This is a genomic window from Pseudoduganella umbonata (genome assembly GCF_014192225.1).
Classification (GTDB): Bacteria; Pseudomonadota; Gammaproteobacteria; order Burkholderiales; family Burkholderiaceae_D; genus Rugamonas; species Rugamonas umbonata.
This window is the reverse complement of the sequence record NZ_JACHXS010000003.1, coordinates 653,925-678,503: the sequence shown is the minus strand read 5'-3', so window position 1 is coordinate 678,503 and position 24,579 is coordinate 653,925. Positions and strand designations below refer to the sequence as shown.

Below are 24,579 nucleotides of genomic sequence, written 5' to 3'. Positions count from 1 at the left end.
ATGAATACCGAAGAGGCGTGCATGATCAACGATTTCGCTGCGGCGGCGCAGGCCACGATGGCCTATCTGCGCCGCCGGCTTGGCTTGCAGTTGTGGATGGTGACACGGACCGAGGGAGACGACTGGATCGTGTTGTACACGGACGAGGCCGCTGCCAAGGATACCGATAGCGCGTTCCGCTACGATATCGCGCCGGGACAGTCGTTCCGCTGGACCGATACGTTCTGCGCGCGGATGGTGCTGGGCCACGGCCCGGGCATCGCGCCGTCGACCCAGGAGGTGGAAGCGTATGCGCAGGCGCCGCTGGCGGAGCGGTTGCCGGCCGGCGCCTACGTGGGGGTGCCCCTGCGGCGCTCCGACGGCTCGCTGTTCGGCACGCTGTGCGGGCTCGACCCGCAGGCCCAGCCCGACGCGATCCGCGACGAACTCGATACCGTGACGCTGATGGGCGAATTGCTGAGCAGGATACTCGGCAGCGAGCTCGATGCCGGTACCGCGTCGCGCCATGCCGACCGGGCGGATGCGGACGCCACGCGCGACCCGCTGACCGGCCTGGTCAACCGCCGCGGCTGGGACCTGCTGGTGCAGCGCGAGGAAGAGCGCTGCAGCCGCTATGGCCACTCGGCCTGCGTGGTGTCGCTCGATCTCGACGACCTCCAGTTCACCAACGATACGCAGGGCAAGGCGGCCGGCGACAGCATGCTGGTGCGCGCCGCGCGCGCGCTCGAAGGGGTGACGCGCGGTACCGACACGGTAGCCCGGATGGGCGGCGACGAGTTCGCGATGCTGATGGTCGAATGCGATTATTTCGATGCGCAGTCCCTGCTGGTGCGGGTGCAGGAAGCGCTGGCCGCGGCCGACGTGCGGGCGGCGCTGGGCATGGCCTTGCGCAAGCCCGGCTATGACCTGGAAGAAACGTTCGCGATGGCCGACGCCGAGATGAGCCGCGCCAAGCGCAGCAAGAAGGTCCTCAACTGACTTCGCCTTCAGGCGGCCGGCTGGCCGGCCGCCTGCACGGTGCGCGATGGTTCCCGCTTCAGGCCGAACAATGGCCGCAGCAGCGGTCCCAGCACAGGCGTCCGGCGGACGGCCTCGAAGATGGCGAAGCTGGCCGTGACCGTCAGCACCACCAGCACGATACCTTCCGTGACGGGCGGCAGCGCCGCGCCGCGCAGCAGCCGGGCGAAGCAGACGATCAGCGTCTGGTGCAGGATATAGACGGGGAACACGGCCTGCGCCAGGTAGCGCCGCGCCGGACCGTCGGCCGACAGGTGGCGCCGGGCGAAGCCGCAGGCCGCCACGATCGCGCACCACTGGCACGCCGCCCACACGATGCGCGCGGCAACCGGCCACACCTGCAGCGCTTCGGGCTGCCAGTGGTAGCCGACCAGTGCCGCCCAGCAGGCCAGCGCGATGCCCAGCGCCGCGAAGCGCAGCCGCTCCAGTTCGCGCCAGAACCCCGGCTGGCCGGACAGCACGGCGCCGGCCAGGAACAGCGGCAGGTAAGTGGCGTGGTTGAACCAGTCGTCGACCAGCGCATGGGTTTCCTCGAAATGGGGCTTGAGCAGGATGCGCACCAGCGCCAGCAGCGCGACCGGCACCACGATGGCCTTCCAGCCGGCCAGCAGCAGGCCCGCCTGCCTTCCGGCGCGGTCGAGCGCGCCGTGGCCGGCCGCGGCGGCGAGCGCCGCCAGCACCAGCGTGTACGTCCACACGTACGGCAGGTACCACAGGTGGTTCCAGGTCGGCAGCGTCAGGCATTCGCCATCCTTGCAGAAGTCGCCGTAGGCCTGCAGGTACAGCGCCATGAAATCGCCGTAGCTGCCCGCATAGCGGAGTTTCTCGACCACTTCGAAATACGGCTGCGGCGGCACGATCACCAGCATGCCGAACAGCAGCGGCACCAGCAGCCGCGCGCTGCGCTCGCGCACGAAGCCGCGAAGCGGGGCCGGTGCGGTGAGCTTTCTCAGCAGGAAGCCCGACGCCACGCCGGACACCAGGAACAGCAGCGACATCCGCCACGGCGACGACAGCAGCATCAGCGGTTCGATGGCGCCGCCCGCGTGCGGACTTTTCACATGCCAGTCCCATGTCACGTAGTACATGCCGGTGTGGTACAGGACCAGCAGGAAGAAGGCGAGGATGCGCAGCCAGTCGAGGAAGTACAGGCGGTTATCGTTGTGCATGATGCTGCCATGGTGGGGAGGGGATAAAGGCAGTGTGGACCGGCGCGCGCGGACGGGCCAGGGAAATGGGGCGAGGCGGAGGCGGGCGGGGCAAGACGGGGTAAAGGCGGGGTAAAGGCGGGCAAGGAGGGAGGAGTTCAGCCGCCAGCGGCGAAGTAGGTCAGCCAACCGCCGGCGGCGCGGCGGAGGCGGCCAGCAGTGCGGCAAGCAGGGCAGGCCGGTATTGCCGGCTCAGCGGGACGGTGCCGCCATCGGCCAGCACGACGTGGCCGTCGCCCTTGTCGTTGGCGACGATGCGGTCGATCCACGGCAAGTGGACGGCGGCGCGGCGGTGGCAGCGGACGAAGGCCGGGCCGAGCGTCTCCAGCAGCCCGGCCAGCGTCTGCCGCAGCAGCGGCACGCCGGCGCCGTCGTGCAGGGCGACGTAATTGTCGGCCGTTTCCAGCCAGCGCAGGTCGGCAATGCGCACGATGCGCGTGACACCCCGTTCGGCGACAAGCAACTGGCGCGGCGCCAGTCCGTCTGCGTGCCCGCCCGCTGGCGCCGGCGCCGCGCCGCGGCCGGCCGGGCGTGCCGCGAGCCTTTCCTTCAGCCGCGCCAGCGCGCGCGCCAGCCGGACCGGGTCGCAGGGCTTGAGCAGGTAGTCGATCGCATTGGCGTCGAAGGCGCGCAGCGCGTAGTCGTCATGGGCCGTCACGAACACCACCAGCGGCGCCGGAGCCGTCGGGGAAGCCGGCAGCGAGGCCGCCACGTCCAGCCCGGACAGGCCCGGCATCTGGATGTCGAGCAGCAGCGCGTCGGGCCGGAATGCCTCCACCTTGGCCAGCGCTTCCACGCCGTCGCGCGCTTCGTCCACCGCGCCGATGCCTTCCTGCCCCGCCAGCAGCCGGCGCAGGCGGTCGCGCGCCGGCCGTTCGTCGTCGACGATCAGGATGCGCATGGCGCCTCCACGCAGGGCAGCACGACGCAGGGCAGCACGAGCTCGGCGCGCACGCCGGCCGGTGACAGTTGCGCCAGCGTGAGGGTGGCGCGATCGCCATGCAGCGCGGCGAGGCGGGCGCGCAGGTTGGCCAGCGCGCTGCCGGTGCCGCCGGCCGCCGGCGCTTCGTCCAGCATGCCGGCATCGTCGGCGACGGCAAGCAGCAGGCGGTCGCCGTCGCGCCGCGCGGTGACGGTCACGCGCACCGGCTCCCGCAGCGATGCGCTGGTGCGCTCGACCGTATGGCGGAACACGTTTTCCAGCAGCGGCTGCAGGCTCATCGCCGGCACCGCCAGGCCGCCGATGCCGTCGTCGACATGCCAGGCGATCGTCACCCGATCGGAGAACCGCTCAGCCATCAGGTCGGCGTAGCCGCGCAGCAGGTGCAGCTCGGCCGCCAGCGGCACTTGCTGGGCCTCGCTGCGCAGCGAGGCGCGCAGCAGGTCGGCCAGGCGCACCAGCAGCGCGTCGGCACGCTCGACGTCCTCGTGCATCACGGCGGCGACCGTGTTCAGCGCGTTGAACAGGAAGTGCGGCTGCATCTGCTGCGTCAACTGGTGCAGCTGCGCCGCGCGCAGCTCCGAGGCGATCCGCTCGGCGCGCAGCCGTTGTCCCTGCATCTCCTGCCACGACAGGATGCCGAACAGGATGACGACGAAGATGGCGAAGAAGATCGTCATCTTGACGTTCTCGTAGACGAACACGCGCGGCCAGGATGCGTGCGGATAGACATCGCCCATCAGCGCGTAGACGGCGTGGCGGATGCCGAACGCGACCGGCACGAAGGCAAGCCAGTACAGCAGCAGCCACGGCGCCTGCCGGGCGAACCAGGCGCGCGGCTGCGCCACCAGCGCATCGTGGCGGCGCGTGCAACGGCGCTGCACCATCAGCAGCAGCGTGCCGGTGAGCGCAGACGAGCCTTCCCACAGCAGCGGCTTCCACAGCGGGCCGTCGTCGTTGCGCAGGAAGTCCTGCACCGCCGTGACCATCATCAGGACCCAGAACAGGATCCAGGCCGCGCCGATGACGAGGCGCATGCGGCGGCGCAGGCGGGCGTCGTCCATCGCTACTTGTGCCGCGCCTCGACGAGGTCGATCTCGCGCACCAGCTTGCGCGAGATCTCGTCGGAAATGTGTTCGTGGCGCGCCAGGCTGAAGATGGTGCGCCGCTCGGCCTGCAGCGCGGCGAGCCGCAGCGCGCGCTCGGCCGCGTCGAGCTTGCGGAAGCGCGCCACGTCCTCGTCGTCGATGGCGGCGGTGGTATCGAGGCGATGCTGGTACAGCGCGATCACGCGCGCCGCCGCTTCCGGGTACATGTCGCTGTCGGCGCCGCTTTGCAGCTGTTCCATCTGGGCCCGTTCGATGGCGGCAATGGCGGCGCTGGCCGCTTCGCGGCGCGCCAGGTCTTCCTCTTTCTGCTCGGCCGGCTCCTCGGGGAAGTGCATGCCGGCCAGCAGGCGCGGCAGCGCCACGCTGGCCAATACCAGCGAGATCAGGATCACGGTGGACGCCAGGAAGATCGTCAGGTCGCGTGCCGGGAACGGCGCGCCCGACGGCAGCGTCAGCGGCAGGGTCATCACGCCGGCCAGCGTGATCGCGCCGCGCACGCCGGCCAGCGACGTGGCCAGCAGCAGCCGCAGCGGCGGGCGCGCCGCTTCCTCGCCGCGGCGGTCCTTGCGGTACAGCGTGATGCGCAGCGTGGTCCAGACCCAGATGAAGCGCAGCGCGAGCAGGCCGAACGAGATCGCGAACGCGTACAGCACCAGCCACCACGGGTTGAGGTGGCCGCTCTGGTCCAGCGACACGCGGGCGCCGTGCAGGATGTCCGGCAGCTGTTCGCCCAGCAGCACGAACATCACGCCGTTCAGCGCGAACTGCATCGTGTCCCAGACGGCCGAGCGCTGGATGCGGGTGGCCGCCATCACCTGGCCGGACAGCTCCACGTAGCTCATCGTGACGCCGGCCGAGACGGCGGCCAGGATGCCGGACGCGTGGGTGTGCTCGGCGGCCAGGTAGGCGCCGAACGGAATCAGCAGGTTGACCAGGATCGGCGAGCCGGACGGCTCGCCGAAGTGCCGGAACAGCCAGCGCTGCACCCACGTGACCAGCAGCGTGACGCCGACGCCGGCGGCGATGCCGCCCACCACCAGCCAGACGAAGGTCAGCGACGCCTGCGTCAGCGAGAACGTGCCCGTCATCGCGGCGGCGACGGCGAAGCGGAAGCACACCAGGCCGCTGGCGTCGTTCAGCAGCGATTCGCCTTCGAGGATGTGCATCAGCCGCTTCGGGATCGGCGCGCGCGACGCGATCGAGCCGACGGCCACCGGATCGGTGGGCGACACGATGGCGGCCAGCGCGAACGCCACCGGCAGCGGCATCGCCGGGATCAGCCAGTGGATTAGGAACCCGGCGCCCAGCACCGTGAAGATGACGAGGCCGAACGCCAGTTCGAGGATGATGCCCTTGTCGCGGAACAGGCCGCTCTTGGGAATGCGCCAGCCGTCGAGGAACAGCAGTGGCGGCAGGAACAGCAGGAAGAACAGGCCGGGATCGAGTTGCACGCCGTGGCCCGTGTAGCCGGCGATCGCGGCGCCCAGCCCGATCTGCACGAGCGGCAATGGCAGCGCCACCGGCAAGACCCGGACGAGATAGGCGCTGGCCACGACGGCCAGCAGCATGGCCAGTACGATTTCGATCGAATCCATTGTTGCGGGTTACTCCTGATTGCCGCCAGCCGGCGTGACTGGCCCTGGTTGCTGATGATATCAATTAGTGAATCAATGCAATTATAGGAGGATGGGGCGCAGCGGGCGGTCCGAGGACGAATCGTGGAGCCAGCGGACGGTCGGGGGGCCGGGGACGGCGGGCCAAAAAAAGCCCGCGGCAGGGGCCGCGGGCGAACTGGAGGCAGGTTGCTCAGGCGCGCAAGTAGGGAAGGCGGGGCAGATGCGGCAGGCGGGGCAGGCGGAGCAAGTGGAGCGGGCGGCGCTGGCCGCTGCGGCGGCAGACCATCATGGCAAACAGGCCGGTACCGAGCAGGGCCAGCGAGGCGGGTTCCGGGATTTCATGCTGCAGCGCGCTGACCAGGGTATTGTGCTGCACCGTGATCTGGTAGTAACGGTTGGCAGCCAGCAGGCCGGACGTGTCGCCCAGCGGTATGAAGGTGCCGGCCGGCTTGTACAGCGATGTGCCGTGGGCGCCGTGCGTGCGGCTCACGGTCGCCATGGCATTGATCTCGGCGGGCGCGTAGGTGAACACGGTTTCGCCGGTCGCGATCTCGACGATGCTGACGCTCCATGAAATGCGCGCATTGGCGGTAGTGACGGAGCGCCCTTCTGGCGACGCGTACGCCATCGCGAATGGCGTGGCCTCGAACGAGAACGTCATCGTATCGCTGGCGCCGAGCTGGAACAGCATCGTGTTCGAACTGCCGACCGACGAGTTGCTGTTGGCAAACTGCATATTCCGGGAAGTGGCCGCGTCGGCCCGCGTCTGCGAGCGGGCGCCGGCCGCGGCGCCATTCATCGAGATGGCGGAGCCGATGAAATTCTGGTCCGCATACGCGAAGTTGCCATGCATCGGCAACAGCGAGTGGTAAGGCGTGAAGTTGTTTTCGCCGAACGCGGGGCAGGGCGCTCCGACGCACTGGTGCGCCACGTTGGGCATGGCCCCGATCGCCGATTTGCCCTTGACGACGTCGTTCAGCGACGCCGTGGCGTGCGCATCGTTGACGCCGATGAGCTTGGAGAAGTCCGTGTTCCGGTACACGGCGCCGTTCGAGTGCAGGATCCTGAAGTTGTTGATTTCCAGGATCGCCGAGGCGAACGTGCCGGCGCTGGCGGATTGCGGACAGAGCGCGGCGGCCGCGGCGGCAGAGAATAGTGCGTGAAGCAGTGCTTTGTTGGTTCGTGACATTTTTTGCCCCTGGGTTGGCTGGTTGGCGTGACCCGGCGCGGGCCGGGTTGCCTGTGGACAGGAGCAGTAATGGTGCCAGGGAAATTTATGTTGTATTTTCAACTACTTGGACTTGCCGAGACCGCTTCCGGCGCGGAAGTGCAAAAAATGCCGACAGGGGGGGCGGGGGCGGGCATTCCGAAGCAGGAGGGCGGTAACGAAAGGCGTTGTTACCCGAACCTGTGGAAGTTTCGCCAGGTCATCAAGAAAGAGCGTCATTGCCGCGCAGCGCAGCGATCAAGCAGTCTGCAGGAGCTAGCCAGCGCCGCCCGTCGAGGCCATGGCGCCAGCCCAGGTAGTTCGGCAGGTATTTGCTCGCCACGCCGTTGAAGCGCGACAGCCAGCCATGAAAGCGGCTGTGATAACCGTTTACATGTTGCAGGTGGATGGCGCCGCGGGTGCGCACGCCTGCCCTCAGATTGACAGCTTCATGCAGGATGCCGGCACGGCGCGTGAACGTGCGGTAAGCAGCAGCGCTGTCCGACACCAGCAAGACATCGGCGGCCAGTACCGGTGGCAGGTGGTGCGCCAGCTGCCGCGCCGTGACCGGGCCGCGGCCGCAAACGAAATCCCGGGTTTTGCCATCACGGTCGCGTGCCACGAGGATGCAGTCGAGTTCCTTGGAGATGCCGCGCCGCCTGGCCTTGCCGCCACGCCGGCGCGCCGGCCGGTCCAGGTGCCGGCTGCCCTTCTGCGATTCGAGCAGATAGGTTTCGTCCGCCTCGACAATACCTTGCAGCCGGGGTGGCCGGTCGTGCCGTGCTTCTCCCATGAAGCGATGGCGCCAGCGAAAGCTCGTATTGCGGTGGATGCCCGTGGTGTCGGCAGCGCCCCGGACCGTGCGCGAATCGAGCACAGCCTGCAGGAACGGCAGCCATTTTCCGCGCAGGCGCAGGAAAGCGAAGGGTGTGCCCGTCAACGCATTGAAGGTGCGGCGGCACGCCACGCAGCGGTAGCGTTGCAGCCCACCAGTGCTGCCGTGACGGTGGATGCGGGTTGCCGCGCAATGCGGACAACGATCGCAGGGCCGGCCGAACTTTTCGATCAATTCCAGGCATGTCGCCAGTGACGAGGCCGACTCGAGCAGGGCACGCAGTGTCGCCAGTTGGGCGCCGGAGAACCCGTCGAGTTGCCCGCGCAATCGTTCGAGCAAGCTGTTGAAAATGCCATCATGCATCACCGCCTCCATCGTCAATACGGATGAGACAGAAATGGCGGCGAATGGTTCAGTTCACCCCACAGGCTCGGGTTACAGCGCCTCACGAAATGATTGCCATGGACTCTGGTAATTATCAAAACGGTCTGGCATAATCATGCCTCTTCTGCGGGAGTAGCTCAGTTGGTAGAGCGCAACCTTGCCAAGGTTGAGGTCGAGAGTTCGAGACTCTTCTCCCGCTCCAGGATTCAAGTCGGCAGCCTCCGGGCTGCCGATTGTCGTTTTTGGGCAGCATTTCAAGCCAGCATTGCCGTCATCCGGCCGGCGTCGTTACCGGCTCACATCGTGATGGTTTCGCATCGCGATGTGCGGGGTTGCAACGGCGCCATTCTGTCCGCCGCCATCCTTCCCGAACGCCGGTTTTGCTGCCGCCATCGCATCGCACCCCCCGTTTCAACAGTGTTGTTTCTCGGCACTATTACGTGTTGTCTTAATGTGCAGGAACTGCAGTGTGCACATTTTTCTCGCCTATACTGCCTTCCATTGCGCCGCGTGGCGGGCAGCTATTGATGACCGGGGATCACAGATGAAAAGCGTACAGCAGGAAATCGACGAACGTACCAATCTCACCAACACGAACAAGTTCGAACTGCTGCTGTTCCGCCTCGGCGGCGACGAGAACGGCGACCGTTCCGAGCTGTACGGCATCAACGTGTTCAAGATCCGCGAAATCGTCGCGATGCCGCAGGTGACCGCGGTGGCCGGCGCGCAGCCGCACATGCTGGGCGTGGTAAACCTGCGCGGGCAGATCATTCCCGTGATGGACCTGCCGGCGATCGTCGGCGTCAAGCCGAAAACCGGCCTGAACATCATGCTGGTCACGGAATTCGCCCGCACCACGCAGGCGTTCGCCGTCGAATCCGTGGACGAGATCGTGCGCCTGGACTGGAGCCAGGTGCTGACCGCGGAAGGCAGCAACGCGACCGGCATGGTGACGTCGATCGCCCGCCTGGACGGCGACACCAGCGGCACCCGCCTGGCGCAGGTGCTGGACGTGGAAACCATCCTGCGCCGCATGGTGCCGGTCGAGGGCAAGGAAGTGGACCCGGAATCGATCCCCACCATCGCGCTGAAGCAGGGTGCCTTCATCCTCGCGGCGGACGATTCGGTGGTGGCGCGCAACCTGATCGAGCAGGGCCTGCAGGCCATGCACGCACCGTTCGTGATGACCAAGTCCGGCAAGGAAGCGTGGGACAAGCTGAACAGCATCGCGGTCGGCTGCAAGGCCGAGGGCATCGAAGTCAGCGAGCGCGTGGCGCTGGTGCTGACCGACCTGGAAATGCCGGAGATGGACGGCTTCACGCTGACCCGCAAGATCAAGCAGGATCCGCGCTTCTCGAAGATCCCGGTGGTGATCCATTCCTCGCTGTCCGGCAAGACCAACGAGGATCACGTCAAGGGCGTGGGCGCCGATGCCTATGTGGCCAAGTTCGTGGCCGAGGACCTGGCGACTACCATCAAGAGCGTGCTGCACAAAAAGGACGCCTGACCTTCCGCTTTCAGCCAGGGAATGTTTCAAAAAAACCGGTGTCTGTCACCGGTTTCCAGGAAATGTTTTAAAAAAACCGGTGTCTGTCACCGGTTTTTTTTCGGTGCTATGATTGCCTTTCCATTAACTGGCGACCACTGTGGAGGCAAGCATGGCAGCAAAAACCATCCTGTTCCTGACGGGCGATTTTGCCGAAGACTACGAAACGATGGTGCCGTTCCAGGCGCTGCAGGCCGTCGGGCATACCGTGCATGCGGTCTGCCCCGGCAAGAAGGCCGGCGACAAGATCAAGACGGCGATCCACGATTTCGAAGGCGACCAGACCTACACGGAAAAACCGGGCCACCAGTTCACGCTGAACGCGGCGTTCGACGATGTCGACGTGGCGAACTACGATGCGCTGGCCATCGCCGGCGGCCGCGCGCCCGAATACCTGCGCCTCGATGCGCGCGTGATCGAGATCGTGAAGCAATTTGCCGACAGCGGCAAGCCGATCGCCGCCGTGTGCCACGGCGCGCAACTGCTGGCGGCGGCGGACGTGATCCGCGGCCGCACGATCAGCTGCTATCCCGCCTGCGCGCCGGAAGTGAAGCTGGCCGGCGCGGAGTTCGCCGATATCGCCGTCGATGCCGCCGTCACCGATGGCCAGTTCGTCACCGCGCCCGCATGGCCCGCGCATCCGCAATGGATCGCACAGTTCCTGCGCAAGCTGGGCACGGAAATCAAACTGTGAAGCGACAGGCTTTGCAGCATCGGGCATCGGGCTTAGACACATCGATCGTTGCAGCATCGATCGTTGAAGCATCGATCGTTGAAGCATCGATCGTTGAAGCATTGATCGTTGAAGCATCGATCGTTGAAGCGTCGAGCTTTGCAGCATCGCGCCTGGAAGCATCAGCCCGCGACGCTTACAGTTGCGGCGCGTGCCAGCGCAGGTGATCTTCGATGAACGTGCCGATGAAGTAATAGCCGTGGTCGTAGCCCGCGTGCCGGCGCAGCGTCAGCGGCTGGCCGGCCTTGGCGCAGGCCGTCTCGAACAGCTCCGGTTTCAGCTGCTCGTGCAGGAACTTGTCGGCCAGGCCCTGGTCGATGAGGATCCCGTTCGGGAACGGTGTGCAGCGGTGCGCCATCAGCACCGTGGCGTCATGCTCGGCCCAGGTGAATTCGTCGGTGCCCAGGTAGCCCGTGAATGCCTTGCGGCCCCACGGGCACTGGCCCGGCGCGGCGATCGGCGCGAACGCGGAGACGGACTTGAACAGGTCCGGCCGGCGCAGCGCCAGCGTCAGCGCGCCATGCCCGCCCATCGAATGGCCGAAGATGCCGATCCGTGCGGCGTCGACCGGCAACTCGCGCGTCACCAGTTCACGCAACTCGTGGATATGGCTCTCCATCCTGTAATGCCGCGCCCACGGCTCCTGCGTGGCGTCGAGATAAAAGCCGGCACCGGCACCGAAGTCCCACGCATCCGTTTCGCCGGGCACGTTGGCGCCGCGCGGGCTGGTGTCCGGCGCCACCAGCACCAGGCCCAGTTCCGCCGCCACGCGCTGGGCACCGGCCTTGATGGCGAAGGTCTCCTCGGTGCAGGTCAGCCCCGCCAAGTAGAACAGCGCCGGCAGTGTCGACTCCGCCGCGTGCGGCGGAATGAAGACGGAAAAGCGCATCGGCAGGCCGATGGCCTGCGAGTCGTATTTATAGAAGCGCTGCACGCCGCCATGGCACGCGTGTTCGCTGACCAGTTCCAGCATGGTTATCCTCTTGGCATATCGATAAGTACCCTCATTGTATTGTACGGCATCACGTGTGCGACGTAACGGCCGATCTTGCTATATAGTCATCTAACGGATGAGTTTTCCTTGCAACACCGGTCATTATCAACTACATTCGCGCAAATGTAGTTTCCGCCGATCCTGCCCGGCTACAGTACCCAACAATAGGAGGAACCCTAATGCCAGATTTCCTGGTGATCTCGGCCGATCTCGCGTGGCCGCTTGCTGTTCTGCTCGCCTGGCTTGCCGGCGAATTCATTCACCGCTGGACCCGCCTTCCCCGCATCAGCGTGTATGGCCTGGTCGGCTTCCTGTGTGCCCAGGCGTTTCCCGACCTGTTCGCCACCGAGTCGGGCAGTCCCGTCATCGTGCTGGCCAACGTGGCGTTCGGCCTGATCCTGTTCGAGCTGGGCTATCGCGTCAACCTGAACTGGCTGCGCGTCAATCCCTGGGTGGCGATCAGCGGCCTGGCCGAATCGTTCGCCACGTTCGCGGTCGTCTACCTGATCGCCAGTCTATGGGGCGTGCCGTCGATGACGGCGCTGCTGCTGGCGTCGCTGGCGATGTCGACGTCGCCGGCCGGCGTGCTGCGCGTCGTCAACGAGGAGCGCAGCTCCGGCCAGGCCACCGAACGGGTGCTGCACCTGGTGGCGCTCAACTGCGTGCTGGCCGTGCTGACGTTCAAGGTCATCGTCGGCTTCTGGGTCTTTGAAACGTCCGGCAGCCTGACGCAGGCGATTTCGCTCAGCGCGATCGAACTGGTCGCGTCGGCGCTGCTGGGCGCGGTGTGCGGCATGCTGGTGCCGGCCGTGCTGCGCCACCTGGGCAACCTGGCACGCGAAGGCACGCTGGCGTTCGCGCTGGTCGTCGTGATCCTGGTCGCCATCACCCATGCGTACGACCTGTCGCCGGTGCTGGCCACGCTGGCCTTCGGCCTGACGGCGCGCCACCGCCGCGTGGCATTCACGCGCACGCAGCGCAATTTCGGCGCGATCGGCGAACTGCTGACGATCCTGCTGTTCGTGTTCGCCGTGTCCACGCTGTCCTGGGATAACGTCGTCAGCGGCGGCATGCTGGCCTTCGTGCTGCTGCTGGCCCGCTTCGTCGTCAAGACGGCCGGCGTGGCGGCGTTCTCGAAGCTGTCGGGCACGCCATGGCGCAAGGGCCTGGCCACCGGCATGGCGCTCGCGCCGATGTCGGTGTTCGTCGTGCTGCTGCTCGAGCAGACCAAGAATTCCGGCGTCGTGCTGGTCGACGAGCTGGCCGCCGTGGCGGCGATGACCGTGTTCATGGAGGTGCTCGGCCCCATCATCACCCAGCGCGCCCTGGTCTGGGCCCGCGAAACGAAGAAAGAGGAATAAGCGATGGCACTGGAACCGTTCAAGGAATCGACGCCGCTGACGATGGGCGTGGAACTGGAGCTGCAGCTGGTCAGTTTTTCCGACTACGACCTGACCGCGTCGAGCCCGGACCTGCTGCACCTGCTGGCGCAAAAGCCGTTTCCCGGCCACGTCACGCCGGAAATCACGGAAAGCATGATCGAGATTAACAGCGACGTGCACACCCGCCACAACGAGCTGCTGGCCCAGCTGCACGAGGTGCGCGACACGCTGGTCGATGCGGCCGAGCGCCTGAATATCGGCATCTGCGGCGGCGGCACCCACCCGTTCCAGAAGTGGGTCGACCGCCGCATCTTCGAGAAGCCCCGCTTCAAGGAAGTGTCGTCGCTGTACGGCTACCTGGCCAAGCAGTTCACCGTGTTCGGCCAGCACGTCCACATCGGCACCGGCAACGGCGACAATGCGCTGTACCTGCTGCACTCGCTGTCGCGCTACCTGCCGCACTTCATTGCGCTGTCGGCCTCGTCGCCATTCGTGCAGGGCGGCGACACGCTGTTCAACTCGGCGCGGCTGAACTCCGTGTTCGCATTCCCGATGAGCGGACGGGCGCCGTTCACGCTGTCGTGGGACGATTTCTCCAACGGCTACTTCGCCAAGATGGAGCACACCGGCGTCATCAAGAGCATGAAGGACTTCTACTGGGACCTGCGGCCGAAGCCCGAGTACGGCACCATCGAGCTGCGCGTGTGCGACACGCCGCTGACGGTGGAGCGGGCCGCCGCGCTGGCCTCGTACCTGCAGGCGCTGTGCGCCTACCTGCTCGACCGCAAGGAGGAACCGCCGGCGGAAGACGATTACCTGGTCTACAACTACAACCGCTTCCAGGCCTGCCGCTTCGGGCTCGACGGCACCGTGGTGCACCCGAAAACCTACGAAAGCCTGTCGCTGCGCGAGGACATCCTCACCACGCTGCGGCGCATGGACCCGTATGCCGAGAAGCTGGGCGGCAGCGCCGCGCTGAACCACCTGGTGCAGGTGACGCACATGGGCAGCGATGCGCAGTACCTGCGCGACCAGTTCGCCGCCAGCGGCAGCGTCGAGGGCATCGTCGACGCCGCCGTGCAGCGCTTCCGCGGCCGCCGCTGACAGTCGATGCGCCTGGTGTCGGACATTTTTCCCGGGCTTCTTCGGGAAAAGTGTCGGACACCGGTTGCCGCCGGGTGCCTCAGGAGAAAACCGGTGTCTGACACTTTTTCCGGAAACCGCGCCCGGAAAAAGTGTCAGACACCAATGCACCAAGCGTCGTCTAGAAGCGCGTTTCGCGGGCCACGCGCAGGAAGCTGTCGAGGATGCCCGTGCAGTCGAGCAGCTCCTGCCCGCCGGCGCGGTGGAATTCGGGGTGCCACTGCAGGCCCATCACGAACGGCGCCTTGCGGTAGCGGATCGCTTCGATCATCTGGTCGGGTACCGACAGGGCCTCGATCTCCATGTCGCGGCCCAGTGTCTTGACGGCCTGGTGGTGGATCGAGTTCACCACGCCGCCCGCGGTTTCCCTGAACATCTTCGCCAGCGACGAGCCGGGCGGGAAGCTGATCTCGTGCCGGTGCCGGTCGTAGTCGTCGTGCACGTGCGGCATGGCGGTCGGCACGTCGGTGGCGATGTCCTGGTACAGCGTGCCGCCGAACGCCACGTTGATCAGCTGGCAGCCGCGGCAGATGCCCAGCACCGGCTTGCCGGCCTCCACGAATTCATGCAGCAGTTCCAGCTCGTACATGTCGCGCGCACGGTCGCCGCTCCACTCGGGGCGCGTGGGCGCTTCCGAATAGGTCTGCGGCGACACGTCGGCGCCACCCTGCAGCACCAGGCCGTCGAGGTGGCGCGCATAGTCGCGCAGCCGGATGTTGGACGGGTGCAGCAACCCGCTGGTGTTCACGGTGGGAATCATGAACACCAGCACGTCGCGCGACATGACCCAGTGCGCGATCGACTCTTCCAGGTATTGCAGGTTCTTGCTGCGCAGCCCCGTGGCGCCGGCCTCGGGGTGGAAGATGCGGGCCGAGATGCCGATGCGCAGCGGCCGCTGCATCACGCGCCGCGTCAGCGATGCGGCGATGCGCTGGTAGCGCGCGCGGATCACCCGGCCCCACAGGGTGAACACCGAATCGCCGGGGTCCAGGTAACGTGGCGAATCTTCCTTGCGGCGGCTGAACTCCCGGTCTGCCCCGCGCCGATCCCGCCGGCGCTCGTCTTCCATGCTGTTCCTTTATGTTTTCATCGGTTTACATCGTGAAGGGCAGCGGCTGCAGGCCGAACCCTTCGTCCAGGTCTTCGATCGATTCGAGCAGGCCCTGAAGGCCCGTGTTCAGGCTGGCCAGTTCGGCCCCGTCCAGCTTGGCCAGCGCTTCGGGCAACAGGCCGCGCGCCGGTTTCGGGGCCGCGTCCAGCAGGGCCAGCCCCGGAACGGATAGTGCCAGTTTTACCACACGCGCATCATCGGAGTCGCGCGTCTTGACGACGTAGCCCTTCCTTACCAGGCCTTCCAGCAGGTTGCTGGTGGTGGTCTGGGCAATCGCCAGGCGCGCCGTGACCTGGCCCACGCGCAGCCCCGGCGTGTCGGCCAGTTCCTGCATGATCCACAGCTGCGCGCCATTCACGCCGCACTGTTTTTCCACCCACAGCGAATGGCGCTGCGCCGACCGGATCACGATGCGCAGCTTCTGCAGCGCCTCCAGGTGGGGCGTCGGCGCGGCGGCCGCTGCCGGAATATCGGGGTTTTCAGTACCGCTCATGGCTGGTGCTTCTGGATTACTGCTTGGCTTGCTGCGTGGCATAAATATATTTTTAGGAATATAATTTCGGTTTCGTCCATCGAATTCTCTTCCCGTCCATCCGCTTTTCACCTGTAGTTCGGCTGTCGTTCGGCTGTGCAGGACATTGGCAAGCAACGCGCGGGAGGGCCGAATGGTTTACTCAACTGCACATTGCCGCTGCAAAGCCAGCGGCACACCGCCTGCCGGCCCGCGCCGCCAGCCACCGTAGAGAGCCAATGAAGGAGATCAGTCCCGCACTGCGCAGCTTCATCCTGACGCTGCCATCCGTCCCGTTCCTGGAAGCGCTGTTGCTGCTGCACGGCGCGCCCGGCCAGATCTGGACCGCCGAAGCCATCGCGCAACGGCTGTATCTGCAATCACTCGGCCAGGCCGACACCATCGTGCGCGAACTGGCGGCACGCGGCTTTTGCGCGTGCACGCCGGGCGGCCACGTGCTCTACCAGCCGGCCGACGCGGCGCTGCATGCGCTGATCGCCGAGCTGTCCCGCGAATACCCGCACCGGCTGATCGAGATCACGAAGCTGGTGCACGGCTGACCGGGCCGTCGTCCAGCGCGGCCGCGATGTCGCGCAGTGCCGCCTTCAGCACCTTGCCGGTGGCGCCGGCAGGCAGCGCCTCCAGCACCACCACCCGGGCCGGCACCTTGTACGGCGCCAGTTGCCCGGCAAGCCAGCCCGCCAGCGCGTCGGGCAGGGCGCCGTCCGCCGCACCGCGCGGCTCGACGAAGGCAATCACTTCTTCATCGCCATTGCCACCGGGGGCGGCGCGGCCCACCACGGCGGCCTGCGCCACGCGCGGGTGCGCGTTCAGCAGCGTTTCCACTTCGAGAGGATAGACATTGAAGCCGCTGCGCACGATCAGCTCCCTGGTGCGCCCGACGATGAACAGGGCGCCGTCGGCGGCGCGGCGCGCCACGTCGCCCGTACTCAGCCAGCCGTCCGGCGCCAGCACGGCGGCGGTCTGCGCCGCATCGCGGTAATAGCCGAGCATCACGTTCGGCCCGCGCACCCACAGTTCGCCTTCCCCGGCGCCGCCGGCGATGCGCGTGTCCACGCCGGGAATCGGCTGGCCGACCGAGGTGTCGGCGCGCGGCGCGTCGAGGTTCGTCTGGCAGATCGTCGGCGCCGTTTCGGTCATGCCGTAGCCGTTGTGCAGCGGCAGCCCGAACGCCGCTTCGACGCGCGCCTTCAGCGCCGGCGTCAGCGGCGATCCGCCCGCGTAGATGAAGCGCAGCGTGGAGGCCACCGGTCCGCCGGCCGCATCGAGCAGTCGCGCATACAGTGCCGGCACACCCTGCAGGATCGTGATGCCATCGTTGCGCAGCATGCCGAGCAGGCCGGCCGGCGTGAAACGCGGCACCAGGTGCAGGCAGGCGCCGGCGTGCAGGGTGCCCAGCAGCACGGAGGCGAGGCCGTAGACGTGCGACAGCGGCAGCACGCCGCAGGCCCGGTCGCCCGGCACCAGGCGGCGCAGCGTGGCGGAAACGGCCGCCACGTACAGCAGGCTGCGGTGCGACAGCATCACGCCTTTCGGGCGCCCCGTGGTGCCGCTGGTGTACAGCAGCGCGGCGCACTGGCGGGCGCCGTCGGCGTACACGGGTTCCGGCCGTGCCGCGTGGTTCAGCGGCCCGGCAAGCCAGTTGCCGACCAGTGCCGGCCCGGCCACGTGCGCCGCGCCGTGCCGGGCGCCATGCGCCGCCGCTTCGGGCGACACGTCATCCGTGTAGAACGCCACGCGCGCGCTGCAATGGTCGAGGATTCCGTCGACTTCGCGTGGCGCCAGCCGGGCGTTGACGCAGACGATCCATGCATCGCACAGCCCGGCCGCGAACACCAGGCAGACCTGCGCCAGCGCGTTCTCGCCGACCACCGCCACGCGGTCGCCGGGCCGCACGCCGAGCGCGGCCAGTTGCGCGGCCGTTTCCCGCACCGTTTGCCACAGTTCGCCATAGCCGATGTCGCGGCCGTTTTCACGCAGTGCCGGCGCCTGCGGGTGACGCAGCGCGCGTTCGGCGAGAAGGCCTGGCAGTCGGTCCGGCAGGGTGCCAGGTAGCAAGGTGAAAGGCAGTGCGGCGGTCATTGTCCTGAACAGACTGGCAGTGGCAGTGGCGGTGGGCAGGGGCCGGCAGTGTGCCGTCCGGACCTGCCGCTGTCAACGGTTGGACTGTCCAGGCCGAAACCTTTTGCCGATCCTGTGGTCAAAAGCCTGTTCCCCCCCCCCACACACTGGGCGGAAGTGCTTAACCTCCAGACATGATTGGAGTAGACTTCAGTGCCTTCCATTCAATCTTATTCTCCATGCCGCAGACCCCCACGCCGCAGGGCAGTGACACCGATCCCGTCGTCAGCCGCAGCCACCTCCGATTTCCAGTGGTCGGCCTTGGTGCCTCGGCCGGTGGCCTGCAGGCCCTGCTGCAGTTCTTCGAGAACGTGCAGCCGGGAAACGGCATGGCCTTCGTGGTGATCCTGCACCTGTCGCCGAAGCACGAAAGCCTGGCGGACAACGTGCTGCAGCGGGCTACGTACATGCCGGTGATCCAGGTCACCGAGCGGGTGCCCATCCAGCCGGAACACGTGTACGTAATCGCGCCGAACCAGCAGCTGTCGATGGATGACGGCCACCTCGGCGTCTCGGCACTGGTGCGCACGCCCGGCCATCACGTGGCGATCGATATCTTCTTCCGCACGCTGGCGATGGCCCATCGGGAACGCGCCTTTGCCGTGGTGCTGTCCGGCACCGGTTCCGACGGTGCCGTGGGGATCGAGCGCATCAAGGAACAGGGCGGCGTGGCGCTGGCGCAGGCGCCGGCCGACGCGGAACACGACGGCATGCCGGTCGCCGCGATCGGCACCGGCATGATCGATTTCGTGCTGCCGGCCGAGGAGCTGCCGGCCAAGCTGGCGGAACTGTGGGAAAACGCCCGCCACATCCAGCTGCCGCCGACCGGCGACGGCGACGCGGCGATCGGTCCGCCGCCCGTCGAGGAAGAACGGATCGACGACGAGGCCGCGCTGCAGAACGTGATCGCCATGCTGTGCGCGCATACCGGCCACGACTTCCGCAACTACAAGCGTGCCACCGTACTGCGCCGTATCGAACGCCGCCTGCAGGTCAAGGGAGTGGCCACGCTGCCCGAGTATGCCCAGCTGCTCGACAATGAACCGGGCGAATTCAAGGCGCTGCTGAACGACATGCTGATCGGCGTGACGAATTTCTTCCGCGACCGCGACGCGTTCGAGGCGCTCGAACGCGACATCATTCCCGAACTGTTCCGCGACAAGCTGCGCGGCGAGCAGGTGCGGGTCTGGGTGGCAGCCTGCGCCACCGGCCAGGAAGCCTACTCGGTGGCGATGCTGCTGGCCGACTATGCGCTGCAAAAGGAACGCCCGCCGGAGATCCAGGTCTTTGCCTCCGACATCGACGAGCATGCGATCGCCACCGCGCGCGCCGGCGTCTACCCGGCCTCGATCGTGATGGACGTGCCGCCGTCGCGCATGCGCCAGTTCTTCACGAAGGAAGACGACCGCTTCCGCATCCGCAAGACGATCCGCGACCGCATCCTGTTCGCCTCGCACAACCTGCTGCGCGACCCGCCGTTCTCGAAGCTGGACATGGTTTCCTGCCGCAACCTGCTGATCTACCTGAACCGCGACGTGCAGCTGCGCGTGCTGCAGATGTTCCATTCGGCGCTGAAACCCGACGGCTTCCTGTTCCTCGGCTCGTCCGAATCGGCCGATGCGGCGGCTGAATTCTTTGTGCCGTTCGACAAGAAGAACCGTATCTACCGGGCGCGGCCGCTGTCGCGTGCGGCGCGCTACGTGCCGGTGCTGTCGCATTCGCCGGTGAGCCGGGTGCCGGAACTGGCGCAGGCGGGCCCGGGAGCGCGCCGCCAGTTTTCCTTTGCCGAAGTACACCAGCGGGCGCTGGCGAAGTTCGCGCCGCCCAGCCTGGTGGTGGACCGCGAAACCAATATCGTCCACATGTCCGATGCGGCCGGGCGCTTCCTGCGCCACGTGGGCGGCGAGCCGTCGCGCAACGCGCTGGCGCTGATCCTGCCGGAATTGCGGCTGGAGCTGCGCACGGCGCTGTACCAGGCCCAGCAGAGCGGCCAGAACGTCGAGGGCGCGCGCGTGCCGGTCCGGCGCGAGGACCAGGATTTCTTCGTCAGCATTGCCGTGCAGCCGTTCACCGATGGGGTGGCCAACATGGATTTCATGCTGGTGATGTTCGACGAGACGCTGCAGGCGGGCGGCAGCGGTGCCGCCACGGCCCCGGCCCCGCACAAGGACCTGGTGCTCGAGCAGCTGGAAGCGGAACTGCAGCGCAGCAAGGAAAAACTGCAGGAAACCATCGAGCATGCCGAAGTCTCCAACGAGGAACTGCGCGCATCGAATGAGGAATTGCAGGCGATCAACGAGGAATTGCGCTCAGCCACGGAGGAACTGGAAACCTCGAAGGAGGAGCTGCAGTCGGTCAACGAGGAACTCATCACCGTCAACTATGAGCTGAAGGTGAAGGTCGAGGAAACCGGCAAGGCCAATGACGACCTGAACAACCTGATCGCCTCGACCGACATCGCCACCGTCTTCGTCGACCGGGCCATGCGCATCAAGCGCTTCACGCCGCGCGCGGCCGACATCTTCTCGATCATCCCGACCGACATCGGCCGCTCGCTGCTCGACATCACGCACCGGCTCGAGTACGACCAGCTGGCCGGCGACGTGTCGTCCACCTTCGAGACACTGCGCCCCGTCGAGCGCGAGGTGCGCAGCAGCGAAGGGCGCTACTACATCATCCGGCTGCTGCCGTACCGCACCACCGAGGACAAGATTGAAGGCGCCGTGATGACCTTCTTCGACATCACCCGCCGCCGCGAGGCGGAAGAGCAGGTGCGCACCAGCGAAATGTGGATGCGGCTGGTGGCCGAAAGCACCGACGACTATGCGATCATCAGTACCGATGCCGAAGGCCGCGTCACCGGCTGGAACAAGGGTGCCGAGCGCACCTTCGGCTGGACCGAGGAAGAAGCGCTGGGCAGCAGCCTCGACATGATCTTCACGCCGGAAGACCTGGCCGGCGGCGCGCCGGAGAACGAGCGCCGCCGCGCCACCGACGAAGGCCGCGCCGAAGACGAACGCTGGCACATGCGCAAGGACGGCACGCGGTTTTTCTGCGCCGGCGTCACGACGCCGCTGCACAACGCCCGGTTCCGGGGATTCGCCAAGATCGCCCGCGACCAGACCTCGCGTGCCCAGCAGGAACAGCGCCGCGAAGCCGCGCTGTGGTCCGAGCAGGCCAGCCGCACGCAGGCCGAGACCGACAGCGCCATGAAGGACGAGTTCCTGGCCGTGATGTCGCATGAGCTGCGCCATCCGCTGAACCTCATCTATATCAACGTGGAGCTGCTGTCGCGGCTGCCCGCGGTGCGCCAATCGCCGCCGGCGCTGCGCGCCGCGTCGATCATCCGCAATTCCGTGGCCAGCCAGGCCAAGATCATCGAAGACCTGATGGACATGTCGCGCGTCAATACCGGCAAGCTGGCGCTGGCGTGCCGCGAGGTCGACCTGGCCGACAGCGCCACGCGCCTGATCGAGGTGATGCAGGCCGACCCCGTGGTCGAAGGGCTGACCTTGCGGGTGCTGCTGCCCGACGATCCGCTGGTGGTGTCGGCCGATCCGGTGCGCATCGAACAGGTGATGCTGAACCTGCTCAGCAATGCCGTGAAATTCACGCCGGCCGGCGGCACCGTCACGCTGCGCCTGGTGCGCGAGGAAGGCGAGGCGCGGCTGGACGTGACCGACACGGGCGCCGGCATCGCGGCCGAACACCTGCCGGACGTGTTCCGCATGTACCGCCAGGGCACCGCCCAGGCGGTGCGCAGCAAGGCCGGGCTGGGCATCGGCCTGGCACTGGTGCGCCAGCTTGTCGAACTGCATGGCGGCCGGGTGGAAGCCGCGTCGGAAGGCGCCGGCAAGGGCAGCCGCTTCACGGTCTGGCTGCCGCTGGTCAATGAATCGCCCGCCAGCGACACGGCCGATGCGGCGGGCGAGGTGGGCGCGCTGGCCGGCCGGCGCGTGCTGATCCTCGACGATACCGAGGACACGGCCGAAACCTTCCAGGCGCTGCTGGAACTGGAAGGCGCCGAAGTGCACGTGGCCACCACCGCGCGTCGCGCGCTCCAGCTGCTGGGCGAGCAGAGCGTCGATCTGGTGATTTCCGACCTGTCGATGCCGGACATGGACGGGTTCGAGTTCATCGAGGCGGTGCGCGCCCAGCCCAAACTGCAGGGGCTGCCGGCCATCGCCCTGAGCGGCCTCGCCCGCGACCAGGATGTACAGCGCGCGCGCAACGCCGGTTTCTCCGACTTCATGACGAAACCGGTCACGCTGGAACTGCTGAACGAACGGGTCGCTCGGCTGTTGTCCCCGCAGTAGCGGCGCTGCCCAATGTGGCCCACCGCACTGACCGCATGGCACGGCGCTGGCACCCTTCACGGATGAACCAGCGCCCCATTTTTGCCGCGGATGACGCGGTCGTCGTCGGCGCCTCCACCGGAGGTGTCGCCGCCTTGCAGACCTTCGTGGCCACGCTGCCGCCGCAGTTCGCGGCGGCCGTGCTGGTCGTCATGCACATCGGCAATCACGACAGCATCCTGCCGTCGCTGCTGGCGCGGGCGGCACGCCTGCCGGTGCGCCATGCACGCGATGGCGACGTGCTCGAACCCGGCCGCATCCTCGTCGCACCGCCCGATTTCCACCTCCTGGTCGCACGCGATCCGGACATCGGTAGCGGCCACACCCGTGTGCTGCTGTCGCGCACCGCGCGCGAGAACCATGCGCGGCCCGCGATCGACCCGCTGTTCCGCTCGGCCGCCGCCGCGTTCGGGCCGCGGGCGATCGGCGTGCTCCTCACCGGCATGCTCGACGACGGTACCTCCGGACTGCAGGCCATCAAGGCTTGCGGCGGCCGGGCGATCGTGCAATCGCCCGACGAAGCGCAGGCGCCGGACATGCCGGAAAGCGCCATCCGCAACGTCGAGGTGGACCGCGTGCTGCCAGTCGCCGACATCGGTCCCGCGCTGGAGCGCATGCTGGATGAAAGCCTGGCGGAGGCGCGCGGCCGGCCGCGCGAGGTGCCGGAATGGGTGCGGCTGGAAAACCGCTTTGCTATCGAGGAAAGCGACATGGAAACACTGTCACGGATCGGTACGCCATCGACGTTCACCTGCCCCGAATGTCATGGTACGCTGTGGGAAATGCAGGGCCAGGCGCCAACGCGTTTCCGCTGCCACACGGGGCACGCGTTTACCGAGCGCCACCTGAGCGAGCAGCAGGGCGTGGCCGTCGAGGAATCGCTGTGGTCGGCGGTGCGGGCACTGACGGAAAAGGAAAAGCTGCTGCGGCAGATGGCACAAAGCGCGCTGTCCCTCGGGCATGCGCAAACCGCCGCCGATTACCTGCAGCAGGCCGCGGCCGCGCAGCGCGATGGCGAGGTGCTGCGGCGGCTGCTGGTCGCCGAAGGGCATACGGAGCAGTCCGTTTGAGAGGAATGCAGGCATCAGGTATCAGAAGTTCTGGAAGTATCCGAGGCATGAGCGGCTTCCCCGGCCGTGATGGAAAAAACCGGGGTAACCCACCTGCCAGCCGAAGCGGCCAGCCCGAACCGACAAAGTACAGGCGGACCGCGATCGTTCGTTGCAAATCAGGCGGGTAAAGTCCTACACGCGCTGTCGTCGCGTTCCTATACTTGCACTTTTTCTAAACGTTCATGATGTGCATGCCGGTGTTACGCGGTCTCGACCGTAATGGGCGTCGGCGTCCATTGAACCGATTAGGAGAATCTAATGTTTGCACACAATAAGCGTTTGCAATACACCGTGCGGGTCAGCGAACCGAATCCTGGCCTGGCGAATCTGATGCTGGAACAGTTCGGCGGCCCGCAGGGCGAGCTGGCCGCGGCGATGCGCTACTTCACGCAGGCCGTTGCCGAGGACGATCCAGGCCGCAAGGACATGCTGTTCGATATCGCCACCGAAGAGCTCAGCCACCTCGAAGTGATCGGTAACATCGTCTGTATGCTGAACAAGGGGGCCAAGGGCCGGCTGTCCGAAGCGGTCGACGAGGAAGGCGAGATGTACCGCCGCATCACCGGCGCCGGCAACGACAGCCACATCACCCAGGTGCTGTATGGCGCGGGCGCACCGCTGACCAACTCGGCCGGCGTGCCGTGGACGGCCGCCTACATCGACTCGATCAGCGAACCGACCGCCGACCTGCGTTCGAACATCGCCGCCGAGGCGCGTGCCAAGATCGTCTACGAACGACTGATCGCGCTGACCCCCGACCCGGGCGTACGCGAAGCGCTGGGCTTCCTGATGACGCGCGAGATCGCCCACCAGAAATCGTTCGAGAAGGCGCTGTACGCGATCCAGCCGAACTTCCCTCCAGGGAAAACCGCCGGCCGGCCGGAATTCGCCAGCGTGTACTACAACATGTCGCAGGGCGGCCCGGAACTGAACGGTCCGTGGAACAGCGGCGAGAAGTGGCAGGTGGTTTCCGACCGCGAACAGCAGATGGGCGTGGACGGCGGCGGCGGCGATGCCAGCGTCACGCTGGATGCTGCCGATGCGGAACTGCTGAACCAGATGGCGATCCGCACGATGTCCGACCCGAGCGCCGATCCGCTGACCGGTGCCGAGCTGGGCATGACGGCCGACCCCGGCGCGATCGACTCGGCTTCCGCCGCGGGCGGCAGGATTCCGGCAACGCCCGACGGTTCCGCCCCGCACGCCAGCCCCGACGGCCTGACGAGGCACTGAC

The 24,579-nt window shown here is 66.9% G+C and carries 19 protein-coding genes and 1 tRNA gene; 10 read left to right on the top strand and 10 right to left on the bottom strand.

All coding sequences use genetic code 11. The features are described from left to right. Nucleotides 1–21 precede the first annotated feature (21 nt). A complete protein-coding gene (locus FHS02_RS11620; RefSeq protein ID WP_175424779.1) occupies nt 22–978 on the top strand; it encodes a GGDEF domain-containing protein in 957 nt (318 codons plus the stop codon). Between the two features lie 8 nt (nt 979–986). On the opposite strand, the gene FHS02_RS11615 is transcribed toward FHS02_RS11620, so the two are convergent. The 6 genes from FHS02_RS11615 to FHS02_RS11590 form a co-directional block, all read right to left on the bottom strand. Continuing rightward, nucleotides 987–2,186: an acyltransferase family protein gene (locus FHS02_RS11615; protein ID WP_137313566.1), complete on the bottom strand. Its 1,200-nt coding sequence runs from the start codon at nt 2,184–2,186 to the stop codon at nt 987–989. Between the two features lie 160 nt (nt 2,187–2,346). Beyond that, on the bottom strand, nt 2,347–3,126 hold the full coding sequence (locus FHS02_RS11610; RefSeq protein ID WP_137313565.1) for a LytR/AlgR family response regulator transcription factor: 780 nt from the start codon (nt 3,124–3,126) through the stop codon (nt 2,347–2,349). Next, the gene (locus FHS02_RS11605; RefSeq protein ID WP_137313564.1) at nt 3,114–4,229 is read right to left on the bottom strand and encodes a sensor histidine kinase; all 1,116 of its coding nucleotides are present in this window, start codon (nt 4,227–4,229) and stop codon (nt 3,114–3,116) included. Before FHS02_RS11605 ends, FHS02_RS11610 begins: the two co-directional genes overlap by 13 nt. 2 nt (nt 4,230–4,231) lie before the next feature. After that, the gene (locus tag FHS02_RS11600) at nt 4,232–5,869 is read right to left on the bottom strand and encodes a Na+/H+ antiporter (protein ID WP_137313563.1); all 1,638 of its coding nucleotides are present in this window, start codon (nt 5,867–5,869) and stop codon (nt 4,232–4,234) included. 211 nt (nt 5,870–6,080) lie between these two features. Beyond that, a complete protein-coding gene (locus FHS02_RS11595; protein WP_137313562.1) occupies nt 6,081–7,079 on the bottom strand; it encodes a PEP-CTERM sorting domain-containing protein in 999 nt (332 codons plus the stop codon). A gap of 241 nt (nt 7,080–7,320) precedes the next feature. Continuing rightward, the gene (locus FHS02_RS11590) at nt 7,321–8,295 is read right to left on the bottom strand and encodes an IS1595 family transposase (RefSeq protein WP_137313561.1); all 975 of its coding nucleotides are present in this window, start codon (nt 8,293–8,295) and stop codon (nt 7,321–7,323) included. 147 nt (nt 8,296–8,442) lie between these two features. Here FHS02_RS11590 and FHS02_RS11585 point away from each other — a divergent pair. From FHS02_RS11585 to FHS02_RS11575, 3 genes are all read left to right on the top strand, one after another. Then, nucleotides 8,443–8,518: transfer RNA gene (locus FHS02_RS11585), tRNA-Gly, on the top strand. 342 nt (nt 8,519–8,860) lie between these two features. Next, complete coding sequence (locus FHS02_RS11580) at nt 8,861–9,823, top strand: chemotaxis protein (RefSeq protein ID WP_137313560.1); 963 nt, start codon at nt 8,861–8,863, stop codon at nt 9,821–9,823. 151 nt (nt 9,824–9,974) lie between these two features. Then, on the top strand, nt 9,975–10,556 hold the full coding sequence (locus FHS02_RS11575) for a DJ-1/PfpI family protein (protein WP_137313559.1): 582 nt from the start codon (nt 9,975–9,977) through the stop codon (nt 10,554–10,556). A gap of 175 nt (nt 10,557–10,731) precedes the next feature. On the opposite strand, the gene fghA is transcribed toward FHS02_RS11575, so the two are convergent. Next, nucleotides 10,732–11,568, bottom strand: a complete 837-nt coding sequence (gene fghA / locus FHS02_RS11570) for an S-formylglutathione hydrolase (RefSeq protein ID WP_137313558.1) — start codon at nt 11,566–11,568, stop codon at nt 10,732–10,734. Nucleotides 11,569–11,768: 200 nt separating this feature from the next. On the opposite strand from fghA, the gene FHS02_RS11565 reads away from it, so the two are divergent. After that, nucleotides 11,769–12,950, top strand: a complete 1,182-nt coding sequence (locus FHS02_RS11565) for a cation:proton antiporter (protein WP_137313557.1) — start codon at nt 11,769–11,771, stop codon at nt 12,948–12,950. 3 nt (nt 12,951–12,953) lie between these two features. Beyond that, nucleotides 12,954–14,075 (top strand): YbdK family carboxylate-amine ligase, encoded by a 1,122-nt coding sequence (locus FHS02_RS11560; protein ID WP_137313556.1) that lies wholly within the window; start codon nt 12,954–12,956, stop codon nt 14,073–14,075. 160 nt (nt 14,076–14,235) lie between these two features. Here FHS02_RS11560 and FHS02_RS11555 read toward each other — a convergent pair whose 3' ends face one another. Continuing rightward, on the bottom strand, nt 14,236–15,183 hold the full coding sequence (locus FHS02_RS11555; protein WP_137313555.1) for a gamma-glutamyl-gamma-aminobutyrate hydrolase family protein: 948 nt from the start codon (nt 15,181–15,183) through the stop codon (nt 14,236–14,238). A gap of 25 nt (nt 15,184–15,208) precedes the next feature. After that, complete coding sequence (locus FHS02_RS11550) at nt 15,209–15,718, bottom strand: MarR family winged helix-turn-helix transcriptional regulator (RefSeq protein WP_137313554.1); 510 nt, start codon at nt 15,716–15,718, stop codon at nt 15,209–15,211. A 257-nt stretch (nt 15,719–15,975) separates the two neighbouring features. Between FHS02_RS11550 and FHS02_RS11545 the strand changes: the two genes are divergently transcribed. After that, nucleotides 15,976–16,296, top strand: a complete 321-nt coding sequence (locus tag FHS02_RS11545; RefSeq protein ID WP_137313553.1) for a hypothetical protein — start codon at nt 15,976–15,978, stop codon at nt 16,294–16,296. Here FHS02_RS11545 and FHS02_RS11540 read toward each other — a convergent pair. Further along, nucleotides 16,274–17,839, bottom strand: coding sequence for a class I adenylate-forming enzyme family protein (locus FHS02_RS11540; protein WP_137313552.1), 1,566 nt, complete (start codon nt 17,837–17,839; stop codon nt 16,274–16,276). The genes FHS02_RS11545 and FHS02_RS11540 overlap by 23 nt on opposite strands. Before the next feature lie 218 nt (nt 17,840–18,057). Between FHS02_RS11540 and FHS02_RS11535 the strand changes: the two genes are divergently transcribed. From FHS02_RS11535 to FHS02_RS11525, 3 genes are all read left to right on the top strand, one after another. After that, on the top strand, nt 18,058–22,194 hold the full coding sequence (locus FHS02_RS11535; RefSeq protein ID WP_137313551.1) for a CheR family methyltransferase: 4,137 nt from the start codon (nt 18,058–18,060) through the stop codon (nt 22,192–22,194). 62 nt (nt 22,195–22,256) lie between these two features. Then, nucleotides 22,257–23,303, top strand: coding sequence for a chemotaxis protein CheB (locus FHS02_RS11530; RefSeq protein ID WP_137313550.1), 1,047 nt, complete (start codon nt 22,257–22,259; stop codon nt 23,301–23,303). A 300-nt stretch (nt 23,304–23,603) separates the two neighbouring features. After that, entirely contained in the window at nt 23,604–24,578 is a 975-nt protein-coding gene (locus tag FHS02_RS11525; RefSeq protein ID WP_137313549.1) for a manganese catalase family protein, read from the top strand. Nucleotide 24,579: the final 1 nt, after the last annotated feature.